The sequence below is a fragment of the Ramlibacter montanisoli genome (assembly GCF_013087525.1).
Taxonomy (GTDB): domain Bacteria; phylum Pseudomonadota; class Gammaproteobacteria; order Burkholderiales; family Burkholderiaceae_C; genus Ramlibacter; species Ramlibacter montanisoli.
The window spans coordinates 4,092,358-4,116,874 of the sequence record NZ_JABFCS010000001.1 but is presented as its reverse complement, the minus strand read 5'-3'; the positions used below and the strand labels follow the sequence as shown (position 1 = coordinate 4,116,874).

General features: G+C 70.3%; 24 protein-coding genes and 4 pseudogenes. 16 read left to right on the top strand and 12 right to left on the bottom strand.

What is annotated here, in order from left to right:
- Positions 1-5 precede the first annotated feature (5 nt).
- A complete protein-coding gene (locus HK415_RS20370; RefSeq protein ID WP_171562431.1) occupies positions 6-1,139 on the top strand; it encodes an ATP-dependent 6-phosphofructokinase in 1,134 nt (377 codons plus the stop codon).
- On the opposite strand, the gene HK415_RS20365 is transcribed toward HK415_RS20370, so the two are convergent.
- From HK415_RS20365 to HK415_RS27290, 9 genes and pseudogenes are all read right to left on the bottom strand, one after another.
- Positions 1,136-1,381, bottom strand: coding sequence for a YfhL family 4Fe-4S dicluster ferredoxin (locus HK415_RS20365; protein WP_171562428.1), 246 nt, complete (start codon positions 1,379-1,381; stop codon positions 1,136-1,138). The genes HK415_RS20370 and HK415_RS20365 overlap by 4 nt on opposite strands.
- 18 nt (positions 1,382-1,399) lie before the next feature.
- Positions 1,400-2,242, bottom strand: a complete 843-nt coding sequence (bcrD, locus tag HK415_RS20360) for a benzoyl-CoA reductase subunit D (RefSeq protein ID WP_171562426.1) — start codon at positions 2,240-2,242, stop codon at positions 1,400-1,402.
- 103 nt (positions 2,243-2,345) lie between these two features.
- Complete coding sequence (gene bcrA, locus HK415_RS20355) at positions 2,346-3,584, bottom strand: benzoyl-CoA reductase subunit A (RefSeq protein ID WP_216369846.1); 1,239 nt, start codon at positions 3,582-3,584, stop codon at positions 2,346-2,348.
- 14 nt (positions 3,585-3,598) lie between these two features.
- The gene (gene bcrB / locus HK415_RS20350) at positions 3,599-4,951 is read right to left on the bottom strand and encodes a benzoyl-CoA reductase subunit B (protein ID WP_171562423.1); all 1,353 of its coding nucleotides are present in this window, start codon (positions 4,949-4,951) and stop codon (positions 3,599-3,601) included.
- On the bottom strand, positions 4,948-6,129 hold the full coding sequence (gene bcrC / locus HK415_RS20345) for a benzoyl-CoA reductase subunit C (RefSeq protein ID WP_171562420.1): 1,182 nt from the start codon (positions 6,127-6,129) through the stop codon (positions 4,948-4,950). The genes bcrB and bcrC overlap by 4 nt, the downstream gene beginning before the upstream one ends.
- Positions 6,130-6,139: 10 nt before the next feature.
- The gene (locus HK415_RS20340; protein WP_256373121.1) at positions 6,140-6,883 is read right to left on the bottom strand and encodes a cyclohexa-1,5-dienecarbonyl-CoA hydratase; all 744 of its coding nucleotides are present in this window, start codon (positions 6,881-6,883) and stop codon (positions 6,140-6,142) included.
- 30 nt (positions 6,884-6,913) lie between these two features.
- Entirely contained in the window at positions 6,914-8,029 is a 1,116-nt protein-coding gene (gene oah / locus HK415_RS20335) for a 6-oxocyclohex-1-ene-1-carbonyl-CoA hydratase (RefSeq protein WP_171562418.1), read from the bottom strand.
- Between the two features lie 27 nt (positions 8,030-8,056).
- Positions 8,057-8,872, bottom strand: a pseudogene (had, locus tag HK415_RS20330) (6-hydroxycyclohex-1-ene-1-carbonyl-CoA dehydrogenase); the annotation flags it as partial.
- Positions 8,873-8,897: 25 nt separating this feature from the next.
- Positions 8,898-9,077: pseudogene (locus HK415_RS27290) on the bottom strand (alcohol dehydrogenase catalytic domain-containing protein); the annotation flags it as partial.
- Between the two features lie 243 nt (positions 9,078-9,320).
- Here HK415_RS27290 and HK415_RS20325 point away from each other — a divergent pair.
- From HK415_RS20325 to HK415_RS20310, 4 genes are all read left to right on the top strand, one after another.
- Positions 9,321-11,096, top strand: a complete 1,776-nt coding sequence (locus HK415_RS20325) for a 2-oxoacid:acceptor oxidoreductase subunit alpha (protein WP_216369844.1) — start codon at positions 9,321-9,323, stop codon at positions 11,094-11,096.
- Between the two features lie 77 nt (positions 11,097-11,173).
- Positions 11,174-12,013, top strand: a complete 840-nt coding sequence (locus HK415_RS20320; RefSeq protein ID WP_216369843.1) for a 2-oxoacid:ferredoxin oxidoreductase subunit beta — start codon at positions 11,174-11,176, stop codon at positions 12,011-12,013.
- Positions 12,010-12,519 (top strand): ferritin family protein, encoded by a 510-nt coding sequence (locus HK415_RS20315; protein WP_171562416.1) that lies wholly within the window; start codon positions 12,010-12,012, stop codon positions 12,517-12,519. The genes HK415_RS20320 and HK415_RS20315 overlap by 4 nt, the downstream gene beginning before the upstream one ends.
- Positions 12,520-12,533: 14 nt before the next feature.
- The gene (locus HK415_RS20310) at positions 12,534-12,929 is read left to right on the top strand and encodes a RidA family protein (protein WP_171562414.1); all 396 of its coding nucleotides are present in this window, start codon (positions 12,534-12,536) and stop codon (positions 12,927-12,929) included.
- Between the two features lie 2 nt (positions 12,930-12,931).
- Here the strand turns inward: HK415_RS20310 and HK415_RS20305 are convergent, their stop codons facing one another.
- Entirely contained in the window at positions 12,932-13,633 is a 702-nt protein-coding gene (locus HK415_RS20305; RefSeq protein ID WP_171563580.1) for an ABC transporter ATP-binding protein, read from the bottom strand.
- Positions 13,634-13,737: 104 nt separating this feature from the next.
- Between HK415_RS20305 and HK415_RS27285 the strand changes: the two are divergent.
- The 5 genes and pseudogenes from HK415_RS27285 to HK415_RS20280 all read left to right on the top strand — a co-directional run.
- Positions 13,738-14,205: pseudogene (locus tag HK415_RS27285) on the top strand (2-oxoacid:acceptor oxidoreductase family protein); the annotation flags it as partial.
- An 85-nt stretch (positions 14,206-14,290) separates the two neighbouring features.
- Positions 14,291-15,453, top strand: a pseudogene (locus HK415_RS20295) (FAD-dependent oxidoreductase); the annotation flags it as partial.
- Between the two features lie 24 nt (positions 15,454-15,477).
- Positions 15,478-15,909: a 4Fe-4S binding protein gene (locus tag HK415_RS27280; protein WP_171563578.1), complete on the top strand. Its 432-nt coding sequence runs from the start codon at positions 15,478-15,480 to the stop codon at positions 15,907-15,909.
- A complete protein-coding gene (locus HK415_RS20285) occupies positions 15,906-17,063 on the top strand; it encodes a transketolase C-terminal domain-containing protein (protein ID WP_171562410.1) in 1,158 nt (385 codons plus the stop codon). The genes HK415_RS27280 and HK415_RS20285 overlap by 4 nt, the downstream gene beginning before the upstream one ends.
- 2 nt (positions 17,064-17,065) lie before the next feature.
- Positions 17,066-17,959, top strand: coding sequence for a thiamine pyrophosphate-dependent enzyme (locus HK415_RS20280; protein ID WP_171562408.1), 894 nt, complete (start codon positions 17,066-17,068; stop codon positions 17,957-17,959).
- A gap of 2 nt (positions 17,960-17,961) precedes the next feature.
- Here HK415_RS20280 and HK415_RS20275 read toward each other — a convergent pair whose 3' ends face one another.
- Together HK415_RS20275 and HK415_RS20270 are read right to left on the bottom strand one after the other, a co-directional pair.
- Positions 17,962-18,387, bottom strand: coding sequence for an RrF2 family transcriptional regulator (locus HK415_RS20275; RefSeq protein ID WP_171562406.1), 426 nt, complete (start codon positions 18,385-18,387; stop codon positions 17,962-17,964).
- Positions 18,384-18,836, bottom strand: a complete 453-nt coding sequence (locus HK415_RS20270) for a GNAT family N-acetyltransferase (RefSeq protein ID WP_216369842.1) — start codon at positions 18,834-18,836, stop codon at positions 18,384-18,386. Before HK415_RS20270 ends, HK415_RS20275 begins: the two co-directional genes overlap by 4 nt.
- Before the next feature lie 163 nt (positions 18,837-18,999).
- Here HK415_RS20270 and HK415_RS25635 point away from each other — a divergent pair, with 163 nt between their 5' ends.
- Genes HK415_RS25635 through HK415_RS24105 form a run of 6 tightly spaced genes read left to right on the top strand, consistent with a single transcriptional unit; the run spans position 19,000 to position 24,482 of the window.
- A complete protein-coding gene (locus HK415_RS25635; protein WP_253261968.1) occupies positions 19,000-21,057 on the top strand; it encodes an ABC transporter substrate-binding protein in 2,058 nt (685 codons plus the stop codon).
- Positions 21,032-22,015 carry a branched-chain amino acid ABC transporter permease gene (locus tag HK415_RS20255; RefSeq protein WP_171563574.1) on the top strand — a complete coding sequence of 328 codons (984 nt, stop codon included), beginning with the start codon at positions 21,032-21,034 and terminating at the stop codon, positions 22,013-22,015. Before HK415_RS25635 ends, HK415_RS20255 begins: the two co-directional genes overlap by 26 nt.
- The gene (locus tag HK415_RS20250; RefSeq protein WP_171562402.1) at positions 22,012-22,815 is read left to right on the top strand and encodes an ABC transporter ATP-binding protein; all 804 of its coding nucleotides are present in this window, start codon (positions 22,012-22,014) and stop codon (positions 22,813-22,815) included. The genes HK415_RS20255 and HK415_RS20250 overlap by 4 nt, the downstream gene beginning before the upstream one ends.
- Positions 22,808-23,521, top strand: coding sequence for an ABC transporter ATP-binding protein (locus HK415_RS20245; RefSeq protein WP_171562400.1), 714 nt, complete (start codon positions 22,808-22,810; stop codon positions 23,519-23,521). The genes HK415_RS20250 and HK415_RS20245 overlap by 8 nt, the downstream gene beginning before the upstream one ends.
- Complete coding sequence (locus HK415_RS20240; RefSeq protein ID WP_171562398.1) at positions 23,518-23,925, top strand: thioesterase family protein; 408 nt, start codon at positions 23,518-23,520, stop codon at positions 23,923-23,925. The genes HK415_RS20245 and HK415_RS20240 overlap by 4 nt, the downstream gene beginning before the upstream one ends.
- Positions 23,922-24,482, top strand: coding sequence for a molybdopterin-dependent oxidoreductase (locus tag HK415_RS24105; RefSeq protein ID WP_216369841.1), 561 nt, complete (start codon positions 23,922-23,924; stop codon positions 24,480-24,482). The genes HK415_RS20240 and HK415_RS24105 overlap by 4 nt, the downstream gene beginning before the upstream one ends.
- Positions 24,483-24,517 lie beyond the last annotated feature (35 nt).

Sequence of the window (24,517 nt, the reverse complement as noted above, 5' to 3'; positions counted from 1 at the left end):
CTGCCATGACCGTTCCCAGGCGAGTAGGCATCCTCACCGGCGGCGGCGACAGCCCCGGGCTGAACGCAGTCATCCGGGCGGTCACCAAGAGCCTCATCCTGGACCGGGGTGCCGAGGTCGTCGGCTTCGTCGACGGATTCGCGGGCATGGTGGAGAAGCAGTCCCGCCCGCTCTCGCTGCGCGACGTCTCCGGCATCCTCACGCTCGGCGGCACCATCCTGGGCACCAGCAACAAGGCCAATCCCTTCGCCTACCACCTGCGCGGCAACGCCGACGTGTCGGCCGAGGCCGTGCGCTACGCGCGCGACGAACTCAGGCTCGACGCCGTGGTGGCCATCGGCGGCGACGGCACCATGTCGATCGCGCACCGCCTGCAGCAGGCCGGCATCCCCATGGTGGGCGTGCCCAAGACGATCGACAACGACCTGATGTACACCGATCGCACCTTCGGCTTCGACACCGCCGTGGCGATCGCGACCGAGGCCATCGACCGGCTGCACACCACCGCGCAGAGCCACCACCGCGTGATGATCCTGGAGACCATGGGGCGCTACGCCGGCTGGATCGCGCTGTACGCGGGCGTGGCCGGCGGCGCCGACGTGATCCTGATCCCGGAGATGGAGTACGACATCGAGGAGGTCGCGCGCGTCTGCCGCGCGCGCGAACAGGGCGGGCAGCGCTACACGCTGGTCTGCGTGGCCGAGGGCGCCAAGCCGATCGGCGGCCAGCACGCGATCCGGCAGGTCGTGGCCGACAGCCCGGATCCGCTGCGCCTGGGCGGCATCTGCGGCGTGCTGGAGCAGCAGCTGACGCAGCGCCTGACCAGCGAGGTGCGCCGGACCATGCTGGGACACGTGCAGCGCGGCGGCACGCCCACCCACGCCTTCGACCGCACGCTGGCCACGGCCTTCGGCGCCTACGCCGCGGCACTGGTGGCCGACGGCCAGTACGGCCGCATGGTCGCGACGCAAGGCGGCCGGCTCACCAGCGTCGCGATCGCCGACGTCGCCAACCGGCAGCGCCTGGTCTCGTCCGACGCGCCCATGGTTGCCGCCGCGCTCGCGGTGGGCACGTCCTTCGGCGTGAAGGACGTGGAGTTCCGTTTCGACGGCCGCACGCCGTCGCAGTTGATGACCTAGCCGTGCAGGCTGCTGTACTTCGCCAGCAGCTCTTCCTGCGATTCGACGAAGTCAGGGTTCTGCACGATGCAGTCGGCGGGGCAGGCCAGCTTGCATTGCGGCTCGTCTTCCGCGCCCACGCATTCGGTGCAGCGCAGCGCGTCGATCACGTACACGATCTCGCCGATGCTGATCGCCTCGTTCGGGCAGGCGGGACGGCAGGCGTCGCAGGCGGTGCAGCCTTCCACGATCATCAGGGCCATGGTGTGTCTCCTTCGGTTTCAGGCCGCAGCGCGCTGCTGCAGTTCATGCAGGCGCGCATGCCGGTACGCGCCCCACAGCGCGGCGCCGATCGCACCCGCGTAGATCGAATCGGGGTGGCTCGCCACCTCCACCGGCACCTTCTCGGCCGCCATCTCCTCGCGCACGGCGGCCAGCAGGCCCTCGTCCAGGGCCAGCCCGCCGGTCAGCAGCGCGGTGCCGCTCTTGATGCCGGTCACCTTCAGCAGCTTGACGATGCGCGAGGCCATCGAGAGGTGGATGCCCTTGAGGATGTCCGGCGTCGCGATGCCGCGGCTGACCATGTTGATCACGTCGGTCTCGGCCAGCACGGCGCAGATCGAGCTGACCTTCTCCGGGTCCTTCGAGCTCTTCGACAGCGCGCCGATCTCCTCGACCGCCACGCCCAGGTAGCGGGCGATGTTCTCCAGGAACTGGCCGGAGCCGGAAGCGCACTGGCTGGTCATCTTGTATGACAGCACCTTGCCGCGCTCGTCCACGTAGATCGCGCGGCCGTTCAGCGCGCCCACGTCCACCACGGCATTGATGCCGGGCCGCAGGAACACGCCGCCGCGCGCGTGCGTGGTCATCGTGTAGAAGTGGCCGGTGGCGAACTTCACGTTCTCGCCCTCGCCGGTGGTGGCGATGTAGGCGATGTCGTTGCCCGCCAGGCCGGCGTCGGCCAGCACCGCGTCCAGGCCCTCGCGCGCCAGCGTCATGGGGTCGCGCCGGCGGATGCGCTCGCAGCGCTTGGCCAGCCAGTGCGTGCTGCCGTCCTCGTCGACGCGGAAGAGCGTGCTCTTCACCGCGCCGGAGCCGATGTCGATGCCGACGGTGTGGATCATGCTGCCAGCCTCCTTTCGGCGGTCTTGCCGTCCTCCACCACCGCCCGCCAGGCGAAGGTGGACGCGCCCAGGGCGCCGGTGTAGATCGAATCGGGGTCGATGTTCAGCGTGAGCTGGCCGTAGTTCTCGTAGACCAGCCCTTCAGCGCCTTGACGGCGGCCTCGTTCTTGGCGACCCCTCCGGTGAAGGTGAACTGGTCGCGGATGCCGCCCGAGCGCGCCAGGATCGACATGGCGCGCAGGATGATGGCGCGGTGCAGGCCGGCCATGATGTCCTCGCGCCTGTCGCCCAGGCTCAGGCGGTCGCGCAGCTCGGCGCCGGCGAACACCGTGCAGGTGGAGTTGATGCGGATCGCCTTGGTGGACTTCATCGCCATCGGGCCCAGTTCGTGCAGCCCCATGTTCATCTCGTCGGCGATGTAGCCGAGATATCGTCCGCAGCCGGCGGCGCAGCGGTCGTTCATCTGGAAGCTCTCGACGATGCCGGCCGGGTCCACCTGGATCGCCTTGGTGTCCTGCCCGCCGATGTCCAGCACGGTGGCCGTGCCGCGGTACATCACATGGGCGCCCAGGCCGTGGCACAGGATCTCGGAGCGCACGTGCTCCTTGGAGAAGGGCAGGCGCGCGCGGCCGTAGCCGGTGCCCACCACGTAGGTCTCCTCCATCTCGGTGTCCAGCACGCCCTTGATCGGCGCCTCGACCTGGGTGCGCCGCTGCGCCGATGCCGGCACGGCGATGAAGGTGCGCTCCAGTGCCGCCAGCAGGTGGCGCCGGATCGAGTCCGCGTACACGCGGTTCTCCACCTCGATGATCGATCGGTCGAACAGGTTCAGCAGGTAGTCGTAGCGCGTGCCGGACTCCTTGGCGACCGCCTCGCCGATGGCCAGGTACTGGCTGCCGGCAATGTCGCGGAAGAAGTCGCTCTTGCGCTTGGCGCCGGGGGCGAACAGCGAGGGCGCTTCCGCGTTGATGCGGCGGAACACCTCGCGCAACGCCTCGCGCACCGACTCGGTGGCGGCGCCGAAATGTGCCGTCTCCAGGTTGCGGTAGCAGGTCTCCTCCAGGTCCTGCAGCTGCTCCATGTACTGCTCGGCGCGGAAGTCGCGTTCGAGCTGTTCGATGAACACGTCGAGCGCGCCGTCGAGCGCGCCGGTGCGCTGCAGCGCCTGTCGGAACAGGTAGAAGCGGCTGTTCAGCAGCGCTTCCTGCTTGGCCACCGCGGCGGCCGTGTCGTAGTTCGAGCGCGAGTTGGTGATGCCGCGACCGATGATGTTCTGGTTCTCGTCCATCACCACCGCCTTGGTGGTGGTGGAGCCCAGGTCGATGCCGATGAAGCAGCGCATGTGCGTCCTCCCCTTCACTGGGCCACGGTCAGCGGGATCACCGGCCGCACGCCCGCGCCGATGCCGGTGGTGCGCTTCTGCTTGACCATCTGGAAGTAGCTCTCCAGCCGGTTCTTCACGTTGGCCGCGGAGAAGTAGCGCGGGTCCACCAGGTCGGTCTCGATGAAGGCCGCCGGCTTGCCGGTGCGCTTTTCCACTTCGCGCAGGATCAGCAGCTGGCCGGCGGAGAAGCTGTTGCAGCTCTTGACCGAGTTGATCAGCAGGCCGTCGGCCTGGTACTCGTCGATGTAGTTGCAGATCATGTCGATCCGCGCCGGCAGGCTCAGGTTGGTGTAGCAGCCCAGGCAGTAGTCGGCCAGCGACTCGATCGGGTTGTCCGGGTCGTGGCGGAAGCCGAAGTCGTACAGGCCGCCGACCTTGGAGTAGGTAGAGGACACCACCACCGCGCCCTCGTCGTAGAACATCTTCCAGAACTCGCGGAAGCTGGTCCAGTTGGGCGGGCCTTCGACCACCAGCCGGTACTTCTCCTCGCCCATCTCGCCTTCCGGCGTGATCGGGCCGCGGCCTTCGCGGATGCGCGTCTCAATCTCCTCGCGCAGCACGCGGTAGTACTCGGTGGCTTCCGGCGTGCCGCGGAAGGCGGTGAAGATCGGGCCGATGTAGTAGACCGCGCCGAAGTAGCCGTCGATGGGCGAAGGCCGGTGCTTCGCGGACTGCAGCACCTTGACCAGGTCCTCCTCCGCCTTGGCCGACTCCTTCATGTACTGGCGCAGGCGGTCGATGTCGAACTTCACGCCCGAGATCCGCTCCAGCGCCGGGATGATGGTTTCCTTCAGCTGCTTGACCACGTACTGCCGCATGTTGGGATCGATGCGGCCCTGGCTCTGGTAGGGCACGTGCAGCATCAGGGTCTCGATGCCGTACTTGTGGCGGATCAGCTCGAACCACTTCATGAAGGTGAAGCAGCCCGTGTACGACAGCAGCAGCACGTCGGGCCGCGGCAACGGGTCGCCGGTGGGGCCGATCTCGCCGCCCATCATCATCCCCAGGTCTGCCTTCACGTAGGTGCAGACGTCCTCGCTCTGGCCGTCGCGCTCCGCGTCCATGATGAACTTGCCGGACTTCTTGCGCATGCCGTTCTGCAGCGCATTGGTCTCCGGCAGGCTGCGCGCGAAGTCGAAGCACATGAGGAGCTCGTTCAGGTTGCCCGGCACGAAGGTCGCCGACACCTTGCGGCCCATCTGCCGCGCCTGCGCGAGGTCCATGTAGTTGCGGTTGATCAGCTCCTTCTGGAGGTTCATCGCGTCTTCCTTGATCGCGACGGGCTTGGCCTTGCGGCTCTCCGGCATCGAAATGACCGTGTTCATGCTGCATCACTCCAGAGCTTGATCGAATCGGCGAAGGTGCCGGCCTGCTCGCGGATCGGCGCCATCTGGCCGGTGTTCTCCGCGTACTTGAATGCCGTGTAGGGAACCTTGTGCTGTGCCAGCACGTCCTGCAGCATCGGCCGCTCCAGCAGCGCGGGGTCGCAGAAGGAAGGCGCGGCGAAGATCACGCCCTCGGCGCCGCGGGTCTTGACCTGCTTGAGCAGGAACATGCCCTTCTCCGCGCGCGTGGCGTCGTACTTGGCGGCCGTGGAGGCGGAGCGGTGCAGGAAGGCCTTGGACAGCTCCTGCAGCGGGTCGCCGTCGGCCGGCACCTCGTCCAGCAGCCAGCGGGTGACCAGCATGAAGTCGTCGTCCACCACGTAGCAGCCGGCCATCTCGATGGACTTGATCAGGGCCAGCGGCGGCTGCTCGCAGAAGGAACCGTTGACGACCACGCGCGCGTTGTCGCGGCGGGCCCGCGCCACCTGGTCGGTCGCGGCGATGTACTCGCGCACCAGCGCCGTGTGCTCCTCCGGGGGCAGCACCATGCCGGCGCGCAGCACCAGGTAGACCTCCGAGGTCGGCGCCTGCCAGGGCTTGACCGCGCGGTAGGCATACAGCTCCCGGATCGCCGCGCGGTTGTCGTTGTAGACGCGGATCGATTCGTTGATCTCGGCGTCGGTGATGGTCGCGCCGCGGATCTTGCCCAGGTCGTCGCGCAATGCCTGCATCTCGTGGATGTAGAAGTTGCCGCCGACCTCGTCCACGTAGTTCTGGGGCACGTCGAAGTACTTGACGTACTTGTCCTTGAACAGGATCTGCCACATGCCCGAGAGGTTGCGGATCACGTCGCAGATGGAGGGGAAGAGCATCCCGTCCAGCGAGTCCAGCTTTCCGGTGAGACCCAGCTCCAGCGTGGAGCGCGGGATGCGGCAGATGTAGCTCTGGTAGTAGGCGTCGCCCTGGATCACCTCCATGGCGTCGCCGCCGCCGAGGATGCCCACCGGCAGCATGCCGGCGGCGTGGATCAGCTCGCGCGGCACGTACACCGGCATGTAGCCGATCGCCTTGCGGCCGGGAACCGCCGCCTTCCACTGCTTGACCGCGTTGAAGTCCAGGTCGTCGAACAGTTGCTGGCAGCGCTCGACGATCGCGTGCACGGGATGGCTCGTGTCCATGCCGGGTCTCCTATTGGTGGGTCCAGGCGGGCTGGCGCTTTTCCAGGAAGGCGGCCAGCCCCTCGTTGGCGTCGTGCGTGCGCATCAGCCAGTCCAGGTACAGCCGTTCGAGTTCCGCCAGGCGCTCGCGCACCTTGTGCTGCATCACGCCACGGGCGGCGACGGTGGCGCAGGCCAGCGCCGCGGCGCTCTTGCCCAGGAGATGCTGCTCGAACCAGCTCGCGGCGGCGGCGGCGGGGTCCTCCACCACGGCCTGCACCAGGCCGATCGCCAGCGCTTCCTCGGCGCCTATGCTGCGGCCGGTGAGCAGCAGGTCCTCGGCGGCCGGCTGGTTCACGCGGTAGGGCAGCAGCGCGGAGGCGGCGGGTGCGAACACGCCCAGCTTGATCTCGGGCTGGCCGAACTGCGCGCCCGGCGCCGCGAAGATGCGGCCGCAGGCCAGCGCCAGCTCGAGCCCGCCGCCCAGGCACTGGCCCTGCACGGCGACCAGCACCGGCACCGGGAACTCCAGCATCTCGAGCAGCAGCGCATGCAGCGAGGCCAGCATGGCCGCGCATTTCGCCGGCAGGTGTTCCTCGACGCTGGCGCCGAAGCTGAAGTGCGGCCCTTCGGCGTCGAGGATCACGCCGCGCAGCATCACGTGGCGGCGGTACTGGGTCAGCGCCTCGTGCAGCGCCTCGATCATCGCGGCGTCGACCAGGTTGGCCTTGGGCTTGGCCAGGCGCAGGCGCAGCAGCGCGCCGTCCTTTTCCAGCCAGGCCTTCAGGGGGAGGCGGTGTCCATCTCAGGCCTTCTTCGGCTGGATGTCGTCGTGCAGCGAGTCCAGCCAGCTGGCGCCGGCCGCGAGCTTCTGGCGCAGCAGCACGAAGTCCACCTCGCGGTCTTCCTTCGTGCCCTCGTTGAAGGCGATGAAGCCGGAGCGGGCCTCGGTCATCATGTTCAATGCCAGCCAGTCGCGCGAGTTCTCCTTGTTGCGGTTCCACGCGTCCAGCTTGGGCTTGCGCAGTTCCTCCACCGTCTTGAGCGTGCACTCGGGGAAGGTCAGCAGGATCTTGGCGCACAGCGCCTCCACGGCCTCGTCCAGCAGCGAGAGGTCCACCGTGCCCTTGGCCATCAGCGCCTTGCCCTCCTTGGCCGCGTCGCCCGTCTTGAAGGCGCCGTAGGCGAGGCGGCCGAATTCGTCATAGGCGCGCTGGGTCTCCACCAGCGGGTTGGCAATGAAGCGGCCATCGACCTTCAGCGCCGGCACCACTTCCGTGATCATTCCCATGTGGTACGCGCGGTGCGCCGAGAAGGGCTCGCACAGCACGCAGGCGGCCATCGCGCGCTCGGCGCCGATGATCACCGGCAGGAAGTCGGTGGCGCCGCCGATCGGCGCGGAGCCGTGCTTGGGACCCGCCTGGCCGAACTTGGCCAGGTCCTGGGCGACGGTGAAGTCGCAGGCCATGCCGATCTCCTGGCCGCCGCCGATGCGCATGCCGTTGACGCGGCAGATCACCGGCTTGTCCGCGATCAGCAGCGCCGTCACCATGTCGTTGAACAGGCGCATGTACTGGCGGTACTCCTGCGGCTGGCCGGCGTAGTACTCGGCGTATTCCTTGGTGTTGCCGCCGGTGCAGAAGGCCTTGTCCCCGGCGCCGGTGAACACGATGCAGTTCACGTCGCGTGCATTGGATGCGGCGCGCACCGCGAGGATCACGGCCTTGACCATGTCGGTCGTGTACGAGTTGTACTGCGAGGGGTTGTCCAGCGTGATCCAGGCGTTGTAGAGGCCGGCCACTTCGCTGCCGTCGGGACGGCGCGCGGGACGCTTCTCGTAGCGCACGCCCGGCTTGCCCGGCTGGGGCGCGAGGTCGTGGTTCTTGAATTCGATCTGGGGGACCAGCGCGGATGCGTTCATGGGTTTGTCTCCTCGGCTCCTTGGGGTTCAGCGCGGTTGCAGCACCACGCGCGGGCGGATCTGGTGCCGGTGCACCGCGTCGAAGATCCGGTTGATGTCGTCCAGCGGGTGGCTCTCGACGAAGGGCGCCACCTGCACCTTGCCCTGCAGCACCAGGTCGAGCGCGGCGGGATAGTGTTCGGGCGGGCAGCCCCAGTTGCCTATGGCGCGGGCGTCGAAGGCCATCAGGTTGGACAGCCGCACTTCCACCTTGTCCATGGTGAAGCCGACCACGCACAGCGTCGCGCCGTGCACCAGCAGGTTCCACGCGGTCCGCTGGCCGGCCGCGGTGCCCGAGCATTCGAAGACGATCCACTCGGTGGCGCGCAGCCCGCGCTCCTTGGCGAAGGCCGACACGGCCTGCTTGATCGCCTTGGCGTCCATGCCGCGGCTGTTGAGGGTCTTCGCGGCGCCGTACTTTGAGATCATGTCCAGCTTGCCGTCGTCGACGTCGATCGCCAGCACCGCCGCGCCGGCGGCGGCCGCGACCTGCACGCAGTAGCCGCCCACGCCGCCGGTGCCGATGACCACGGCGACGCTGCCCGGCGCGACGCCCGCGCGCCGCACCGCCTGGTAAGGCGTGGTCAGCGCATCGGCGACCACGGAGACCTGCGGCAGCGTGAGGCCGGCCTGCGCAAGGCGCGCGAGGTCCACCTCGCACAGCCCCCGCGCCGGCACCACGATGTGCGAGGCGAAGCCGCCCTGGATGTCGTTGCCCGGCATCTTCTGGCCGCGGCAGATGGTGCCCAGCCCGCGCTTGCACAGGTCGCACTCGCCGCAGGGCAGCACCGCCGGCACGATGACCGACTTGCCCGAGCCAGGCGGAGGCGCCGTCGCCGGCGCTCACGACCTTGCCGCTGATCTCGTGCCCGAGCGCCAGCGGCAGCGGCTGGTTGGTGCGCACGCCGTCGTAGTAGTAGCCCAGGTCGGTGTGGCACACGCCGCAGCCGGCCACCTCGACCACCACTTCCCCCGGTCCCGCGGACGCCACGAAATCGCGCCGCACCATGGGCTCCTGCGGCGCCGTCATCACCCACCTGGTCGCGTCGATGCTCATCGTTTCTCCTCGTGCGTTGGCCGCGGCGGATCCCCGGACGCGGTCTCCGGGCCGGCAGATCCGGTAAACCGGTACTCCAATGCCGATTTGGCGGATTCTGGGACGTTTTTGCGCAAAAACCTTGATCTGGGCCAAGGTCTGGATCGGCCGCCGGCCTTTTACTCCCCATCCACCAGGGCCACGAGGAGACAAACCGTGGATGCATCCATGAGGAGCGAAGTCCGTCCGGGCCTCACCAGCCCGGCGGTCGCGGAAACCGTGTCGGTCGCGATTGCCGGCAGCGGCGGCAGCGGCGTGATGACGGCCGGTGAATGGCTGCTGGACGCGGCGGCGCGCACCGGCCTGTACGGGCTGATGGTGCGCACGAGCGGGCCGCAGATCCGCGGCGGCGAGGCCGCCGCCCTGCTGCGCATAGCCACGCAGCAGGTGGAGTCGCTCGACGACGCCTTCGACGTGCTGTTCGCCATCGACTGGCAGAACGTGCACCGTTTCGCCGACGAGATCCCGCTGCGCCAGGGCGGCCTGCTGGTGTGCGACGCGGATGCCGGCGACGTGCCGGAAGTGTTCCTCGCCACCGGCGCGCGCGTGCTCGCGCTGCCGCTCAAGAAGATGGCCAAGGCGATCCCGGGCAGCTGGATCAACATGCTGGCACTCGGCGTCACCGGCGCGCTGGCGCGGCTGCCGCTGGACGCGCTGGAGGAAGCGGTGCACGCCGGCTGGAAGCGCGACGCCGACGTGCTGCAGTCCAACCTGCGCGCACTGCGCGAAGGCGTGGCCGCCGCGCGCGACGTCGCCGCGGCGCCGCACGAACGGCGCGAGGCCGCTTCGCCGCGCTGGGTCCTCAGCGGCAACGAGGCGGCGGGCTACGGCGCGCTGCGCGGCGGCATCCGCTTCGTCGCCGCCTACCCGATCACGCCGGCCACCGAGATGCTGGAGTGGATGGCGCCGGCGCTGTCGCAGGTGGGCGGCGCGTTGCTGCAGGCCGAGGACGAACTGGCCTCGATCAACATGGTGATCGGCGCTTCCTTCGGCGGCGTGCCCTCGCTCACCGCCACCGCGGGGCCCGGACTCTCGCTCATGACGGAGGGCATCGGCCTGGCGGTCGCCGCCGAAGTGCCGATCGTCGTCGTCGACGTGATGCGCGGCGGTCCCTCCACCGGCATCCCGGCCAAGAGCGAGCAGAGCGACCTGTCGTACGCGGTGGGCGGCCTGCACGGCGACGCGCCGCGCCTGGTGCTTGCGCCGACTTCCATCTCCGACTGCGCCGCCACCCTGCAATGGGCCGTGCAGCTCGCGGAGGCATTGCAGGCGCCCGCGCTCGTGCTGTCCGACCAGTTCATGGGCCAGTCGCGCGCCGTCATCGCCGCGCCGGCGCTGCCCGCATCGACCGCGCTGCGCAGCACCGTTGCCGCGAACACGCCCGATTACCGGCGCTACCGCGACACCCCCACCGGCGTGTCGCCGATGGCGATTCCGGGAACCCCAGGCGTCACCTACACGGCGGACGGCCTGGAGCACAGCGAAGCGGGTGTTCCCAGCAGCCAGGCCGCCGACCACCGCCGCCAGCTCGACAAGCGCCTGCGCAAGCTGCGCGACCACGACTACGGCAGCCGCTGGGCCGACGTCGAAGGCGATGGCCCGCTCGCGGTGATCACCTTCGGCTCCAGCGCCGGACCCGTGCACGAGGCCGTGCAGCGCGCCAGGGCGCAGGGCGTGGAGCTGCGCGTGATCGTGCTGCGGCTGCTGGCGCCACTGCAGGCCGCGGTGCTGGAGCGCGCGCTCGATGGCGTGCAGCGCGTGATGGTCGTGGAGCAGAACCACGGCGCGCAGCTGCTGCACTACCTGCGCGGCGTGGCCGACCTGCCCGGCAAGCCGGCGAGCTTCCACCGCCCCGGGCCGCTGCCGCTGCGGCCCACCGACATCCGTGCCGCCCTGCTCGCCTGGGCGCAACCCGAGGAGCAGCGCCCGTGACTTCGTCCCCTCACCCCGGCCCTCTCCCGCAAGCGGGAGAGGGTGACATCAGCGCGAGCGAACATCATGAATGACATGTGCCATCCCCCGGCCTGAGCGCGCAGGCCTACGCCGCGCAGCAATACAAGTCCGCCACCAAGCCGATCTGGTGTCCGGGCTGCGGCGACTACACGGTGCTCAACGCCGTCACCAAGGCGCTGTCGCTGGTCGGCCGGCCGCCGCACGAAGTGGCGGTGGTCTCCGGCATCGGCTGCTCCTCGCGCATCCCGGCCTACACCTCCTGCTACGGCTTCCACGGCGTGCACGGGCGTTCGCTCGCGGCCGCGACCGGGCTGAAGGTCGCACGCCCCGAACTCACGGTGCTGGTGGCCAGCGGCGACGGCGACGGCTACTCGATCGGCGGCAACCACTTCCTGCACGCCTGCCGCCGCAACGTGGACCTGACCTACATCGTGATGGACAACCACGTGTACGGCATGACCAAGGGCCAGCCCTCGCCCACCACCGAGCCGGACTGGGACAGCAAGCTGTCGCCGGGCGGCACCGGCGTGCGCTCCTTCCACCCGCTGGTGATCGCGCTGGCCTCCGGCGCGAACTTCGTCGCGCGCGCCTTCTCCGGCGACCAGAACACCACCGCGGAGATCATCGCCGCCGGCATCCGCCACCCGGGCTTCTCCTTCATCGAGATCCTGAGCCCCTGCATCACCTTCCGCCCCGAGCAGCGCGACTGGAAGAACGTGGTGCATCCGGCCCCGGTCGCACCCACCGACGATGCGGCGCGGGCCGCCAAGCGCATCATGACCGACGACGGCTTCAACATCGGCGTGCTGTACGCGGGCCAGCGCGCCCCCTACTCCGGGATGCCCGGGCCTGCGCGCCGCACCGTCCCCGACCTGGAAGCGGAGTTCGCGCTGTGAGCAGCCAGCCCGCTGCCGTACCACGCACGCTGCAGGAGCTGATGGCGCATGCCTGCGCCTTCGAGCGCGAGGCCGTGGAGCGCTACACCGAGTTCGCCGACGTGCTGGAGACGCACAACAACCGCGAGGCGGCAGCGCTGTTCCGTTCGCTCGCGACGCAGGAGGCGCGGCACGCCGAGGAGCTGATGCGCAGCATGGGCTGGCAGCAGCCGCCCGTGCCGCCGGCAGCGGCGCAGGCGCCGCGCGGCGCCGACCTGCAGCAGGCGCACTACCTGATGCAGCCCTGGCATGCGCTGCAGGTCGCGCTGCAGGCGGAACGCGAAGCGCACGACTTCTTCGCGGCGCTGGTGGCGCGCAGCGACAGCGAGGAGGTGCGGCGCGCGGCGCTGCGGCTGCAGGCCGAGGAGCAGGAACACATCGACCTGCTGCAAGGCTGGCTGGCGAAGGTGCCGCCCCCGCCCGCCAACTGGGCGGACGACCCGGATCCTCCGCGTTACCACGACTGAACCGGGAGGCCTCCATGCGCGTGCTGCTTCCCGAAGGCTGGACGGCGCCGACCGGCTACGCCAACGGCATCGAGGCCGAGGCCGGCCGCATCGTCTTCATCGCCGGCCAGGTGGGCTGGGATGCGCAGCAGCGCTTCGCGTCGGAGGCGCTCGCTCCGCAGTTCGCGCAGGCCCTGGACAACGTGCTGGCCGTGCTGGCCTGCGCGGGCGGCGAGCCGCGCCACGTCTGCCGCATCACCGCCTTCTGCAAGGACAAGCCCGCCTACCTCGCCGCCCGGGCGGAGCTGGGCGCGATCTGGCGCGAGCGCATGGGCCGGCACTATCCGGCGATGAGCATGATCTTCGTGGCCGACCTGCTGGACCACCCGGCCTGCATCGAGCTCGAAGCCACGGCGGTGCTGCCGCGATGAACTCACACGCCCAGCAAGCCCTCCAGCGCCGGCGCCTGCTGCGCGAGCTCCGCGGAGCTGCCGGCCAGCGCCACCTTGCCCTTCTGCAGCACCACGGCGCAGTCGGTGTGGCGCAGCACCGAGCGGTAGTTGCGGTCCACGATGATGGTGCTGATGCCGGCGGCGCGGATCTGCGCCACCACCTGCCAGATGTGTTCGACGATCCGCGGTGCGAGGCCCTCGGTGGCTTCGTCCAGGATCATCAGCCGCGGGTTGGTCAGCAGCGCGCGGCCGATGGCCACCATCTGCTGCTCGCCGCCGGAGACCAGCTGGCCGCCGGTGTCCAGCCGCTCCTTCAGGCGCGGGAAGGTGTCCAGCACGCGCTCGTAGGTCCAGTCGCAGCGGCCGTCGCGGCCCGGGCGGGCCGCCACCTGCAGGTTCTCGCGCACCGAGAGGTTGGCGAAGATGCCGCGTCCTTCGGGCACGTAGCCGATGCCCAGGCGCGCGATCTCGCACGGCGCGCGGCCCGCCACTTCGCGCCCCGCGAAGCGCACGCTGCCCTCGCGCGGGCGGACGATGCCCAGCAGCGTCTTGATCAGCGTGGTCTTGCCCATGCCGTTGCGACCGAGCAGGCCGAGCGCCGCACCTTCCGGCAGCGCGAGGTCCACGCCACGCAGGATGTGGCTCTCGCCATAGCAGCTGTGCAGGTTGCTCACGGTCAGCAGCATGGTGGCCTCCAGGTTGCAGCCCATGGTAGGCGGCCTGCGTGCGCAAACCTTGCACTTCGTCAACAAATCCACGCCACCGCGGCGTGAAGCAGGAGCAGCCGATGCGCGAAATCATCATCCAGGGACGCGGCGGGCAGGGCGCCCAGACCGCGGGCAACCTGCTGGCGCGGGCCTACTTCGCCGGCGGCCGCCAGGTGCAGGCCTTCGCCACCTACGGCGGGGCGCGGCGCGGCACGCCGGTGAGTTCCTTCCTGCGCGTGGCCGAACACCCGATCCGGCTGCGCTGCGACATCGAACGGGCCGACGCCATCCTCTGCTTCGACGCCAGCCTGCTGCAGCCGCCGCTGCTGTCGCGGGCGGACGAGCGCACGACCATCGTGGTGAACTCCGCGCACACGGCGGCACAGCTGCGCGCGCAGGCGCCGGGCTACCGCATCGTCGCGGTCGATGCCATGAGCATCTCGCGCAACCTGGGCCTGGGGCGCATCGTCAACTCGGCGCTGCTGGGGGCGCTGGCGCGCGTGCTCGGCGAACCGCCGCTGGTGACGCTGGAAGCGCTGCTGCGCACCGAGTCGCCGCAGATGGGCGAGGAGAACGCCGCAGCCTGCGTCGCCGGCTACGAGGCGGCGAGTGCGCAGCTGCAGGAGTCGCGCCATGAACGCGTCCCTGCCGCCCACCGCCTGGACCACCGGGACCACCGAAGTCTTCAAGACCGGCACCTGGCGCGCGGCCCTGCCGCGGCACCTGGCACGGCCCTCGCCCTGCCACCAGGCCTGTCCTGTCAACGGCGAGATCGCCACATGGATCGGCCACGCGCGCAATGGCGACGTGAAGCGCGCCTGGGAAGTGCTGACGCTCAACAACCCCTTCCCCGCGATCTCGGGCCGCATCTGCCACCACCCCTGCGAGTCGGCCTGCAACCGCGCGGCGCACGACGAGGCGCTGGCGGTGTGTGCGCTGGAGCGCGCGGTCGGCGATGCGGCGCTGGCCGCGGGCTGGCAGTTCGCCGCTCCCGACGCCACCAGCGGTGGGCACGCCGCCGTCGTCGGCGGCGGCCCCTCGGGCCTGTCGGCCGCGTACCAGCTGCGCCTGCGCGGCTGGCGCGTCACGCTCTACGAGCGGCAGCCCCGGCTGGGCGGGCTGATGCGCCACGGCATCCCGGCCTACCGCCTTGCGCGCGAGGTGCTGGACGCAGAGGTCGACCGCATCCTCGCGCTCGGCATCGAGGTGCGCGTGCAGGCACTCGACGCGGCGGCCATCGAAGGCCTGCGGGGCAGCCACGATGCCGTGTACCTCGCCACCGGCGCCGCGCGCAGCAAGCGGCTGCCGCAGCTTCCGGCCTCGGCCCCCTGGCTGATGCAGGGCAGCGACTACCTGGCCCGCTGCAGCGAGGGCGACACGCCCCGGCTCGGACGCAGCATCGTCGTGGTCGGCGGCGGCAGCGCCGCGATGGATGTCGCGCGCAGCGCCGCCGGGCCGGCTGCGCCGTGACCGTGCTGGCACTGGAGCCGCGCGAGCGCATGCCGGCGCAGCGCGAGGAGCTGCACGAGGCGCTGGAGGAGGGCATCCTGCTGTGCGACGGCGCGATGCTGCGCGGCGTGGCCGACGCTGCCGGCGCGCTGGGGCTCGCTTGCGTGCGCGTGCACTTCGATGCCGGCGTCGTGCAGCCACTGGCGGACAGCGACTTCCGGCTGGAGGCCGACGCGATCGTGGTGGCCATCGGCCAGGACGCCGACCTCGACGTCGCGGCCGGCGTGTCTTCATCGGGCGGCGTGCTCTGCGTCGACGAACACCAGGCCACGGCCAGGGCGGGACTCTGGGCCGGTGGCGACGTGGCCAGCATGGCGCGTTTCGTGACCGAGGCGGTCGGCATGGGCAAGCGCGCGGCGCTCGACATCGACCGCGCTTGGCGCGGGCAGGCGCGCACGCCCGCGTCCACGGTGCCGGCGACGGCTGCCCACGAGATCGCCACCTGGTACCACCCGCAGGCGCGGCGCGCGCAGCAGCGCCGCCTGCCGGTCGCCGATCGCCTCACCGGCAACCCGGAAGTGCAGCTGCCCCTGAGCGCATCCGAACTGCAGGCGGAGGCCGCCCGCTGCTTTTCCTGCGGCAGCTGCACCTCCTGCGACAACTGCTTCCAGTACTGCCCCGACCTGGCGGTGAGCCACGGGCCGGAGGGCTATGCGGTGCTGGCCGATTACTGCAAGGGCTGCGGCATCTGCGTGCGGGAATGCCCGACGGGCTCGATGCTGCTGCAGGAGGAACTGCGATGAACGAAGTCCAGGGAAGCACCATGCTGCTCAACGGCAACCATGCGGTGGCCTGGGCGGCCAAGCTGGCACGGCCTCAGGTCGTGCCGGTCTATCCGATCACGCCGCAGACGCCCATCCTGGAACAGATCACCGAGTTCCACGCCCAGGGCGAGATGGACGCGCAGATCCTCACGCCCGAATCCGAGCATTCCGTGCTGGCGGCCTGCATCCCTGCCTCGCTCGCGGGTGCGCGGGTGTTCACGGCCACCGCTTCGCAGGGCCTGCTGCTGATGCACGAGGTGCTGCATTACGCCAGCGGCGCCCGCGCGCCCATCGTCATGGCTAACGTCAATCGCACGGTGGCTTCGCCCTGGGCCTTCTGGCCCGACCAGACCGACAGCCTCGCGCAGCGCGACACCGGCTGGATCCAGTTCTACAGCGAGAGCCCGCAGGAGTCGCTCGACACCGTGCTGCAGGCCTTCCGCATCGCCGAGCGGGTGCGCCTGCCGGTGATGGTGAGCCACGACGCCTTCTACGTCTCGCATTCGCTGGAGCCGGTGCACGTGCCGCCCCAGCAGCTGGTGGACCGCTACCTGCCGCCCTACCTGCCGGCGCAGCGGCTGGACACCGAGGCCGCATCCTCCTGGGGCAACGTGGTGACGCAGGCGATGTACTGCCGGCACCGCCAGGCGATGGAGGAGGCAATGGCTTCGGCGCTCGAAGTGGCGCAGGAGGCCGACCGCGCCTGGGGCGAACTCACGGGCCGCACCTACGGCCTGGTCGAGCGCTACCGCTGCGACGGCGCGCGCATCGTGGTGGTCGCGCTGGGCAGCATGTGCGGCACCGCGCGCGAGGCGATCGACGCGCTGCGCGCGCAGGGCGTGCCGGCCGGCCTGCTCAAGCTGCGCATGCTGCGGCCGCTGCCGCTGCGCGCGCTGCAACGGGCGCTCTGGGGCGTGCCGCACGTGCTGGTGCTGGACCGCGACCACTCGCCGGGCCTGGGCGGCATCCTGCACCAGGAACTGCGCAGCGCCCTCTACGGCCTGGACACGCCGCCGCAGCTGCACGGCGTGCTGGCCGGCGTGGGCGGCGTGAACGTTCCGCCGCAACGCATCTGCGAGCTGGTGCGCAACGCGCTGCGCACCGTCCCGGCCGACGAATCCACCTGGGGCTAGCCATGGAAACCACCCTCGAACGCACGCCGGCCATGCTCTGTTCCGGCCATGCCGCCTGCCCGGGCTGCATCGAGGCGCTGTCGGCGCGGCACGTGCTGGCGCAGCTCGGCGCCGACACCATGGCGGTGATCCCGCCTTCCTGCATGGCGATCATCGCGGGCCCGCAGCCCTACAGCTCGCTGCGCATCCCGGTGTACCAGCCGACGCTGGAGTCGAGCGCGGCGGCGGCTTCCGGGCTGCGCCGGGCACTCGATGCGCAGGGCCGCTCGAACACGCAGGTGGTGGTGCTGGCCGGCGACGGCGGCACCTACGACATCGGATTGCAGGCACTGTCCTCCGCCGCCGAGCGCAACGAGGACATCCTCTACGTCTGCCTGGACAACGAGGGCTACATGAACACGGGCGCGCAGAAGTCCTCCTCGACGCCGCATTTCGCCCGCACCAGCTCCACGCCGCAAGGCAAGCCCACGCGCAAGAAGAACCTGACGGCGATCCTGGCCGCGCACGGCGTGCCCTACGCCGCGACGGCCAGCGTCGGCCACCTCGACGACCTGCGACGCAAGGTGGACAAGGCGCGCGGCCTGCGCGGCTTCCGCCTGCTCACCCTGCTGGTGCCCTGCGTGGAAGGCTGGGGGCTGAGCGACGACGGCGGCCTGCGCGCAGCGCGCTACGCGGTGGAATGCGGTGCCTTCCCGCTGTACGAAGTGGAAGACGGGACCCGCTACACCTTGAACTATGGGCTGCGGCCGCGGCCGGTGGCGGACTACCTGGCGCTGCAGCGCCGCTACCGCGGCCTCTCGCCGGCTTCGATCGCCGAACTGCAGGCCGAGGTGGACCAGGGCTGGCAGTGGCTGCTGCGCCTGGCGCAGCCGGCGGAGGGCCAGGCCCTGCCGTGAGCTCAGGAGCGCGTGCGCCCGCGCGATTGCTGGCGCTGCACCAGCTGCAGCATGGTGGCGATGGTGATCGAGCTGAAGGTGGCCCGCGCCATCTGGTCGATCTCCGCCAGCACCGATCCGATGCCGCGCTCCACCGGCGTGCCTTCCTCGGCGTCGCGCCGGTGCGCGGGCGCGACGTCCTCGAACAGGCTGATCACGTCCATCAAGGTCAGGCGCCGCGCGTTGGCCGCGAAGCGGTAGCCGCCGCCGACGCCGCGCACCGACTCGACGACGCCGGCACGCGCCAGCTCGGCGAGCACCTTGGCCAGGTGGTGGGCGGACACGCCGTATTTCTCGGCGATCTCGGCGGCGGGGATGTGCCGCTGCGGGTCGGCCGCGAATTCCATGACGCTGCACAGCGCCAGCTTGGTGTTGACCTGCAACTTCATGCGCGCTCCGCCGGGGCCAGGTCCATCTCCAGCGGGATCATGGGCGCGGCCATCATGCCCTGGCTGCGGAAGAAGGACAGGATCAGCGTGTTGTCGCTCGACAGCATGGTGCGCAGCTTGCGCACGCCGGCGGCGCGCAGCCCCTCGCACAGCGCCGCCAGCAGGCGCGTGCCGATGCCGGCCTGCCGTGCCCGCGGCTCGATGTCGATGGCGAAGAGCCAGCCGCAGGGCGGCGAGCCGAACTCCCAGTCGCGCACTTCACCGATGAGGAAGCCCACGACCTCCTTGCCGGCGACGGCCACCAGGAACCAGCGCTGCTCGGCGCGCGCCGCCTGCCCGTAGCGGCGGAACACGCGCTCCCAATAGCTGCGCTTCTCGACCCCGGTGACGGTGGCATCGAGGGAGATGACCTGCTCGAGGTCCGCGCGGCGCACCGGGCGGACGGTCACCGCTCCCGAGCTCGCCGGAATCGCCGGTGGGGATCTACGGGTTAAACGGGAGGAAGTGCGAGTCAAAAGTTTACGCCAGATCAATGAATTCCGGCATCAGGCTACCAGAATGAATTCAGCTGCGACCGATTCTACGAGTCCGGCACCTACAGGAGACAAGCTCATGGTTCGCATTCGCTTCGAGGGCGCATTGCGCCTGCTCTCCGCCGCCGGCATCGCACTCGCCGGGGCGCTCTCGGGCGGCAGCGCCCTCGCCCAGGAACCGATCCGCATCGGCACCTTCCTCTCCGTCACCGGCCCCGCGGCCTTCCTCGGCGATCCCGAACTCAAGACGCTGGAGATGTACGTCGAGAAGATCAACGCCGAGGGCGGCTTGCTCGGCCGCAAGGTGCAGCTGGTCTCCTACGACGATGCCGGCGACGCCGAGAAGGCGCGCACCTTCGCCAAGCGGCTGATCGAGCAGGACAAGGTGGACGTGCTGGTGGGCGGCTCGACGACGGGCACCACCATGGCTGCCGTGCCGCTGGCCGAACAGGCGGGGACGCCCTTCATCTCGCTGGCCGGCGCCGTGCCGATCGTCGAGCCGACCAAGAAGTGGGTGTTCAAGACGCCGCACACCGACCGCATGGCCTGCGAGAAGATCTTCGTGGACCTGCAGGCGCGCAAGCTGAGCAAGGTGGCGTTGATCTCCGGCAGCGGCGGCTTCGACAAGTCCATGCGCGGCGAATGCCTGAAGGTGGGCGCCAAGTACGGCGTCGAGTTCGTCGCCGACGAGACCTACGGCGCGACCGACACCGACATGACGGCGCAGCTGGCGAAGATCAAGGCGAGCAGCGCGCAGGCCGTGCTGAACGCGGGCTTCGGCCAGGGCCCCGCGATCGTCACGCGCAACTTCCGCCAGGTCGGCCTGACGCTGCCGCTGTACCAGTCGCACGGCGTCGCCTCGCGCGAGTTCATCCGCCTGGCCGGTCCCGCCGCCGAAGGCGTGCGCCTGCCGGCCGCCGCCCTGCTGGTGTCCGACCTGCTGCCCGCCGAGGACGCGCAGAAGCCCGTCGTCGTGGCCTACCGCAAGGCCTACGAGGACAAGTTCAAGACCGACGTCTCCACCTTCGGCGGCCACGCCTACGACGGGCTGATGCTGGCGGTCAACGCGATCAAGCGGGCCGGTTCGGTCGACAAGGCCAAGCTGCGCGACGCGATCGAAGGCACGCGCGGCTACGTGGGCACGGGCGGCGTGGTGAACATGTCCCCCCCAACGACCACATGGGCCTGGACCTCACGGCATTCCGCATGCTCGAGGTCCGCAACGGCAACTGGTCGCTCGTCAAGTAGCCGTGGATCGGCCATGGGCTCGGCCTGGCTCCAGTTCATCGCCGGCGGGCTGACCGCCGGCGCGATCTACGCCCTGGTCGCGCTGGGCTTCACCATCGTCTACAACGCCAGCGGCGCGATCAATTTCGCGCAGGGCGAGTTCGTGATGATCGGCGGCATGAGCGCGGTGACGCTGCTGGCGCTCGGCCTGCCGCTGCCGGTGTCCATCCTGCTGGCGGTGGCGGCCTCGGCGATCGTGGCGCTGCTGATCGAGCGCATCGCGATCTCGCCGGCACGGCATTCGGGAACGGTGACGCTGATCATCATCACCATCGGCGTCTCGCTGTTCCTGCGCGGGCTGGCGCAGCTGGTGTGGGGCAAGGGCGTGTTCCGTCTGCCGGGCTTCTCGGGCGAGGAGCCGATCTCCATCGCCGGCGCGACCGTGCTGCCGCAAAGCCTGTGGGTGCTGGGCGGCGCGGCGCTGGCCGTCGTGGGCCTGGGCGCCTTCTACCGCCGCACGCTCCTGGGCAAGGCCATGCTGGCGACCTCGTACAACCCGCTGGCCGCGCAGCTGGTGGGCATCAACACGCGCGCGGTGCTGTTCGCGAGCTTCGGCCTGGCCGCGGGGCTGGGCGCGATCGGCGGCGTGCTGATCGCACCGATCGCCTTCACTTCCTACGACGCCGGCATCATGCTGGGCCTCAAGGGCTTCGCCGCCGCCATGCTGGGCGGCCTCGGCAGCTTCGCGGGCGCGGTGCTCGGCGGCCTGGTGCTCGGCATCGTCGAGGGACTGGGCGCCGGCCTGGTGTCCTCGGCCTACAAGGATGCGATCGCGTTCGTCGTGATCCTCGCCGTCCTGTTCTTCCTGCCCGGAGGCCTCCTTGGTGCCCGCCGCAGCGACCGCGTCTGAGGCCGCGGCCCCACCCAGCCGCGCCGCCTGGCCGCAGGGGCGCGGCACGCTGCTGCTCGCCCTGCTGTGGGTGCTGGCGCCGCTCGCACTGCCGAACAACTACGCCTACGAGATCGCGATCCAGGTCGCGCTCAACGCGGTGGTGTGCGTGGGCCTCAACCTCCTGATCGGCTACGCGGGGCAGATCAGCCTGGGCCACGCGGGCTTCTTCGCGCTGGGAGGCTATGCCAGCGCGATCCTCGCTGCGCGCTATGGCGTGCCGGTGTGGCTGTCGCTGCCGGCGGCCTGTGCCGGCGTCGGCGCACTGGCCTATGTCGTCGGCCGGCCCACGCTGCGCCTGAAGGGCCACACGCTGGCGATGGCGACGCTGGGCCTGGGCGTGATCATCTCGATCGCGCTGACCACCGAGGACAAGCTCACCGGCGGGCCGGACGGCATGACGGTGCCGCCGCTGGTGCTGTTCGGGTGGGCGGTGCAGGGCGAGCGGCTCTGGTACTGGATCGCCGGCGTGCTGCTGGTCGGCACGGTCTGGCTGGCGCTGAACCTGATCGAGTCGCCCAACGGCCGCGCGCTGCGGGCGCTGCACGGCTCGGAGGTCGCCGCGCAGACGCTGGGCATCGATGCCGCGCGTTTCAAGCTGCAGGTGTTCACGCTGTCGGCGGTGCTCGCGGCGCTGGCCGGCGCGCTGACCGCGCACTACGCCGGCTTCATCACGCCGGTGAAGGCGTCCTTCCTCCACTCGGTGGAGCTGGTGATCATGGTGGTGTTCGGCGGCATGGCCTCGGTGTTCGGCGCCGTGGTGGGCGCGGCCGTGCTCACCGTGCTGCCGCAGCTGCTGACGGTGCTGAAGGACTACGAGATGATGGTTTTCGGCGCGGTGCTGGTGGCCACCATGGTGCTGTTCCCGCAGGGCCTGGTGCCCAGCCTCGCGCGCTGGTGGCGCGGGAGGACCTCATGACGCTCATGACCGCCAGCGGCCTGGCCAAGTCCTTCGGCGGCGTGCACGCCATCGCCGGCATCGACCTCGTCTTCCACGCCGGGCTGATCCATTCCGTGATCGGCCCCAACGGCGCCGGCAAGACCAGCCTGATCAACATGCTCAGCGGCGTGTACCGGCCCGATCGCGGCAGCATCCTCATGGCCGGCCAGGATCTCGCGGGCCAACCCACGCACCGCTTCGCGATGGCGGGCATCGCGCGCACCTTCCAGAACCTGCAGGTCTTCTTCAACATGACCGCGCTGGAGAACGTGATGACCGGCCGCCACCTGCGCGAGCCCTGTTCGCTGTTCTCCGCGCTGCTGCGCACGCCCGCGCTGGCGCGCGCAGAAGCGGAATGCCGTACCGCTTCACGCGAGCTGCTGCGGCTGGTGGGCCTGGCCGGCTGGGAAGACACCTCGGCCGGCGCGATGCCCTACGGCGCGCTCAAGCGGCTGGAGATCGCGCGCGCCCTGGCCACCGCGCCTGCCGTGCTGCTGCTGGACGAACCGGCGGCCGGCCTCAATGCGACTGAGGCGCGCGAGATCGACGCACTGATCCAGCGGCTGGCCGAAACCGGAACCACGATCGTCCTGGTCGAACACAACATGGCGCTGGTGATGGAAGTGTCGGACCACGTGTTCGTGCTGGACCACGGACGCAAGCTGGCCGAGGGCACGCCCGCGCAGGTGGCGGCCGATCCGCGCGTGATCGAGGCCTATCTCGGCACCGACACCGCGACGCTGGACGAGGACGAAGCAGCGGAGGCCGCGCATGCTTGAGATTTCCAAGCTCTCCAGCTGCTACGGCCGCATCCCCGCGCTGGCCGGCGTGAGCCTGGACGTGCGCTCCGGCGAACTGGTGGCGCTGGTCGGCGCCAACGGTGCCGGCAAGACCACCTTGCTGCGAACCATCTCCGGCGTGCAGCCCGCCAGCGGCGGCAGCATCCGCTTCGAGGGCCAGGACCTGGCGCGGCTGCCGGCGCGCGCGCGCGCGCAGCTGGGCATCGTGCAGGTGCCGGAAGGCCGGCAGGTGTTCGGCCCCATGAGCGTGGAGGACAACCTGCGGCTGGGCGCATTCGCCCGCGGCAGCGACACGCACCTGGACCCCGTGCTGGAACTGTTCCCCGTGCTCGCGGAGAAGCGCCGCGAGGCGGCCGGCAACCTGTCCGGCGGGCAGCAGCAGATGCTGGCAATCGGCCGCGCGCTGATGGCGCGGCCGCGCCTGCTGCTGCTGGACGAGCCCAGCATGGGACTGGCGCCGCGGCTGGTGGCCGAGATCTTCGCGCGCATCGCCGCGCTGCGCCGGCTGGGCACCACGATCCTGCTGGTGGACCAGAACGCGCGCGCGGCGCTGGGCATCGCCGACCGCGGCTACGTGATGGAAACCGGGCGCATCGTGCTCGGGGGCGGCGCGCGGGACCTGCTGCGCAACCCCCAGGTGCAGCGCGCCTATCTCGGAACCTGTGCTGAAGGAACTCCCGCATGAAGACGACCCTGCAACCCGGCCTGCGCCACACGGCGCGCTTCGAAGTCACCCGCGACCGCACCATCGGCTTCATGGGCGAGAAGGCGCGCGTGTATGCCACGCCCATGCTGGTGCGCGACGTGGAAGTCGCCTGCCGCGAGCTGCTGCTGCAGCACCTGGACCCCGGCGAGGACTCCGTGGGCACGCGCATCGAACTCGACCACCTCGCCGCCACGCTGCAGGGCATGCCGGTGGAACTGGAGGTGGAGCTGGTCGCGCTGAAGGGCCGCGCCGTGACCTTCTCGGTGCAGGGCAAGGACAGCGTGGACCCGATCTGCCGCGCGACGCACCAGCGCTTCATCGTCGACGTGGCGACGACCGAGCAGCGGCTGGCCGCCAAGGCGGCGAAGGCGGGCATGGCATGACTGCCGCCGCCGCCACCCGGCGCGTGCCCACGCTCTGCTACCAGTGCGTGGCCGGGCCGGACCTGCTCACCGTCAAGGTGGAAGGCGGCGTGGCGACCGAAGTCGAGCCCAATTTCTGCGCGGCCGGCATCCACCCCGGCGGCGGCAAGGTATGCGTGAAGGCCTTCGGGCTGATCCAGAAGACCTACAACCCGAACCGCGTGCTCACGCCCATGAAGCGCACCAACCCGAAGAAGGGGCGCGACGAGGATCCGGGCTTCGTGCCGATCTCGTGGGACGAGGCGATGACGCTCATCACGGAGAAGCTGGCGCGGGTGCGGGCGGAAGGTCTCGCGGATGAATCCGGCTACCCGCGCGTGGCCGCCAGCTTCGGCGGCGGCGGCACGCCGCAGTCGTACATGGGGACCTTCCCCGCCTTCCTCGCGGCCTGGGGGCCGGTGGACATGGGCTTCGGCTCCGGCCAGGCGTCAAGTGCTACCACTCAGAGCATCTTTACGGCGAGTTCTGGCACCGCGCCTTCATCGTCGCGGCCGACACGCCCCTGTGCAATTACCTGATCTCCTGCGGCTCCAACATCGAGGCCTCGGGCGGC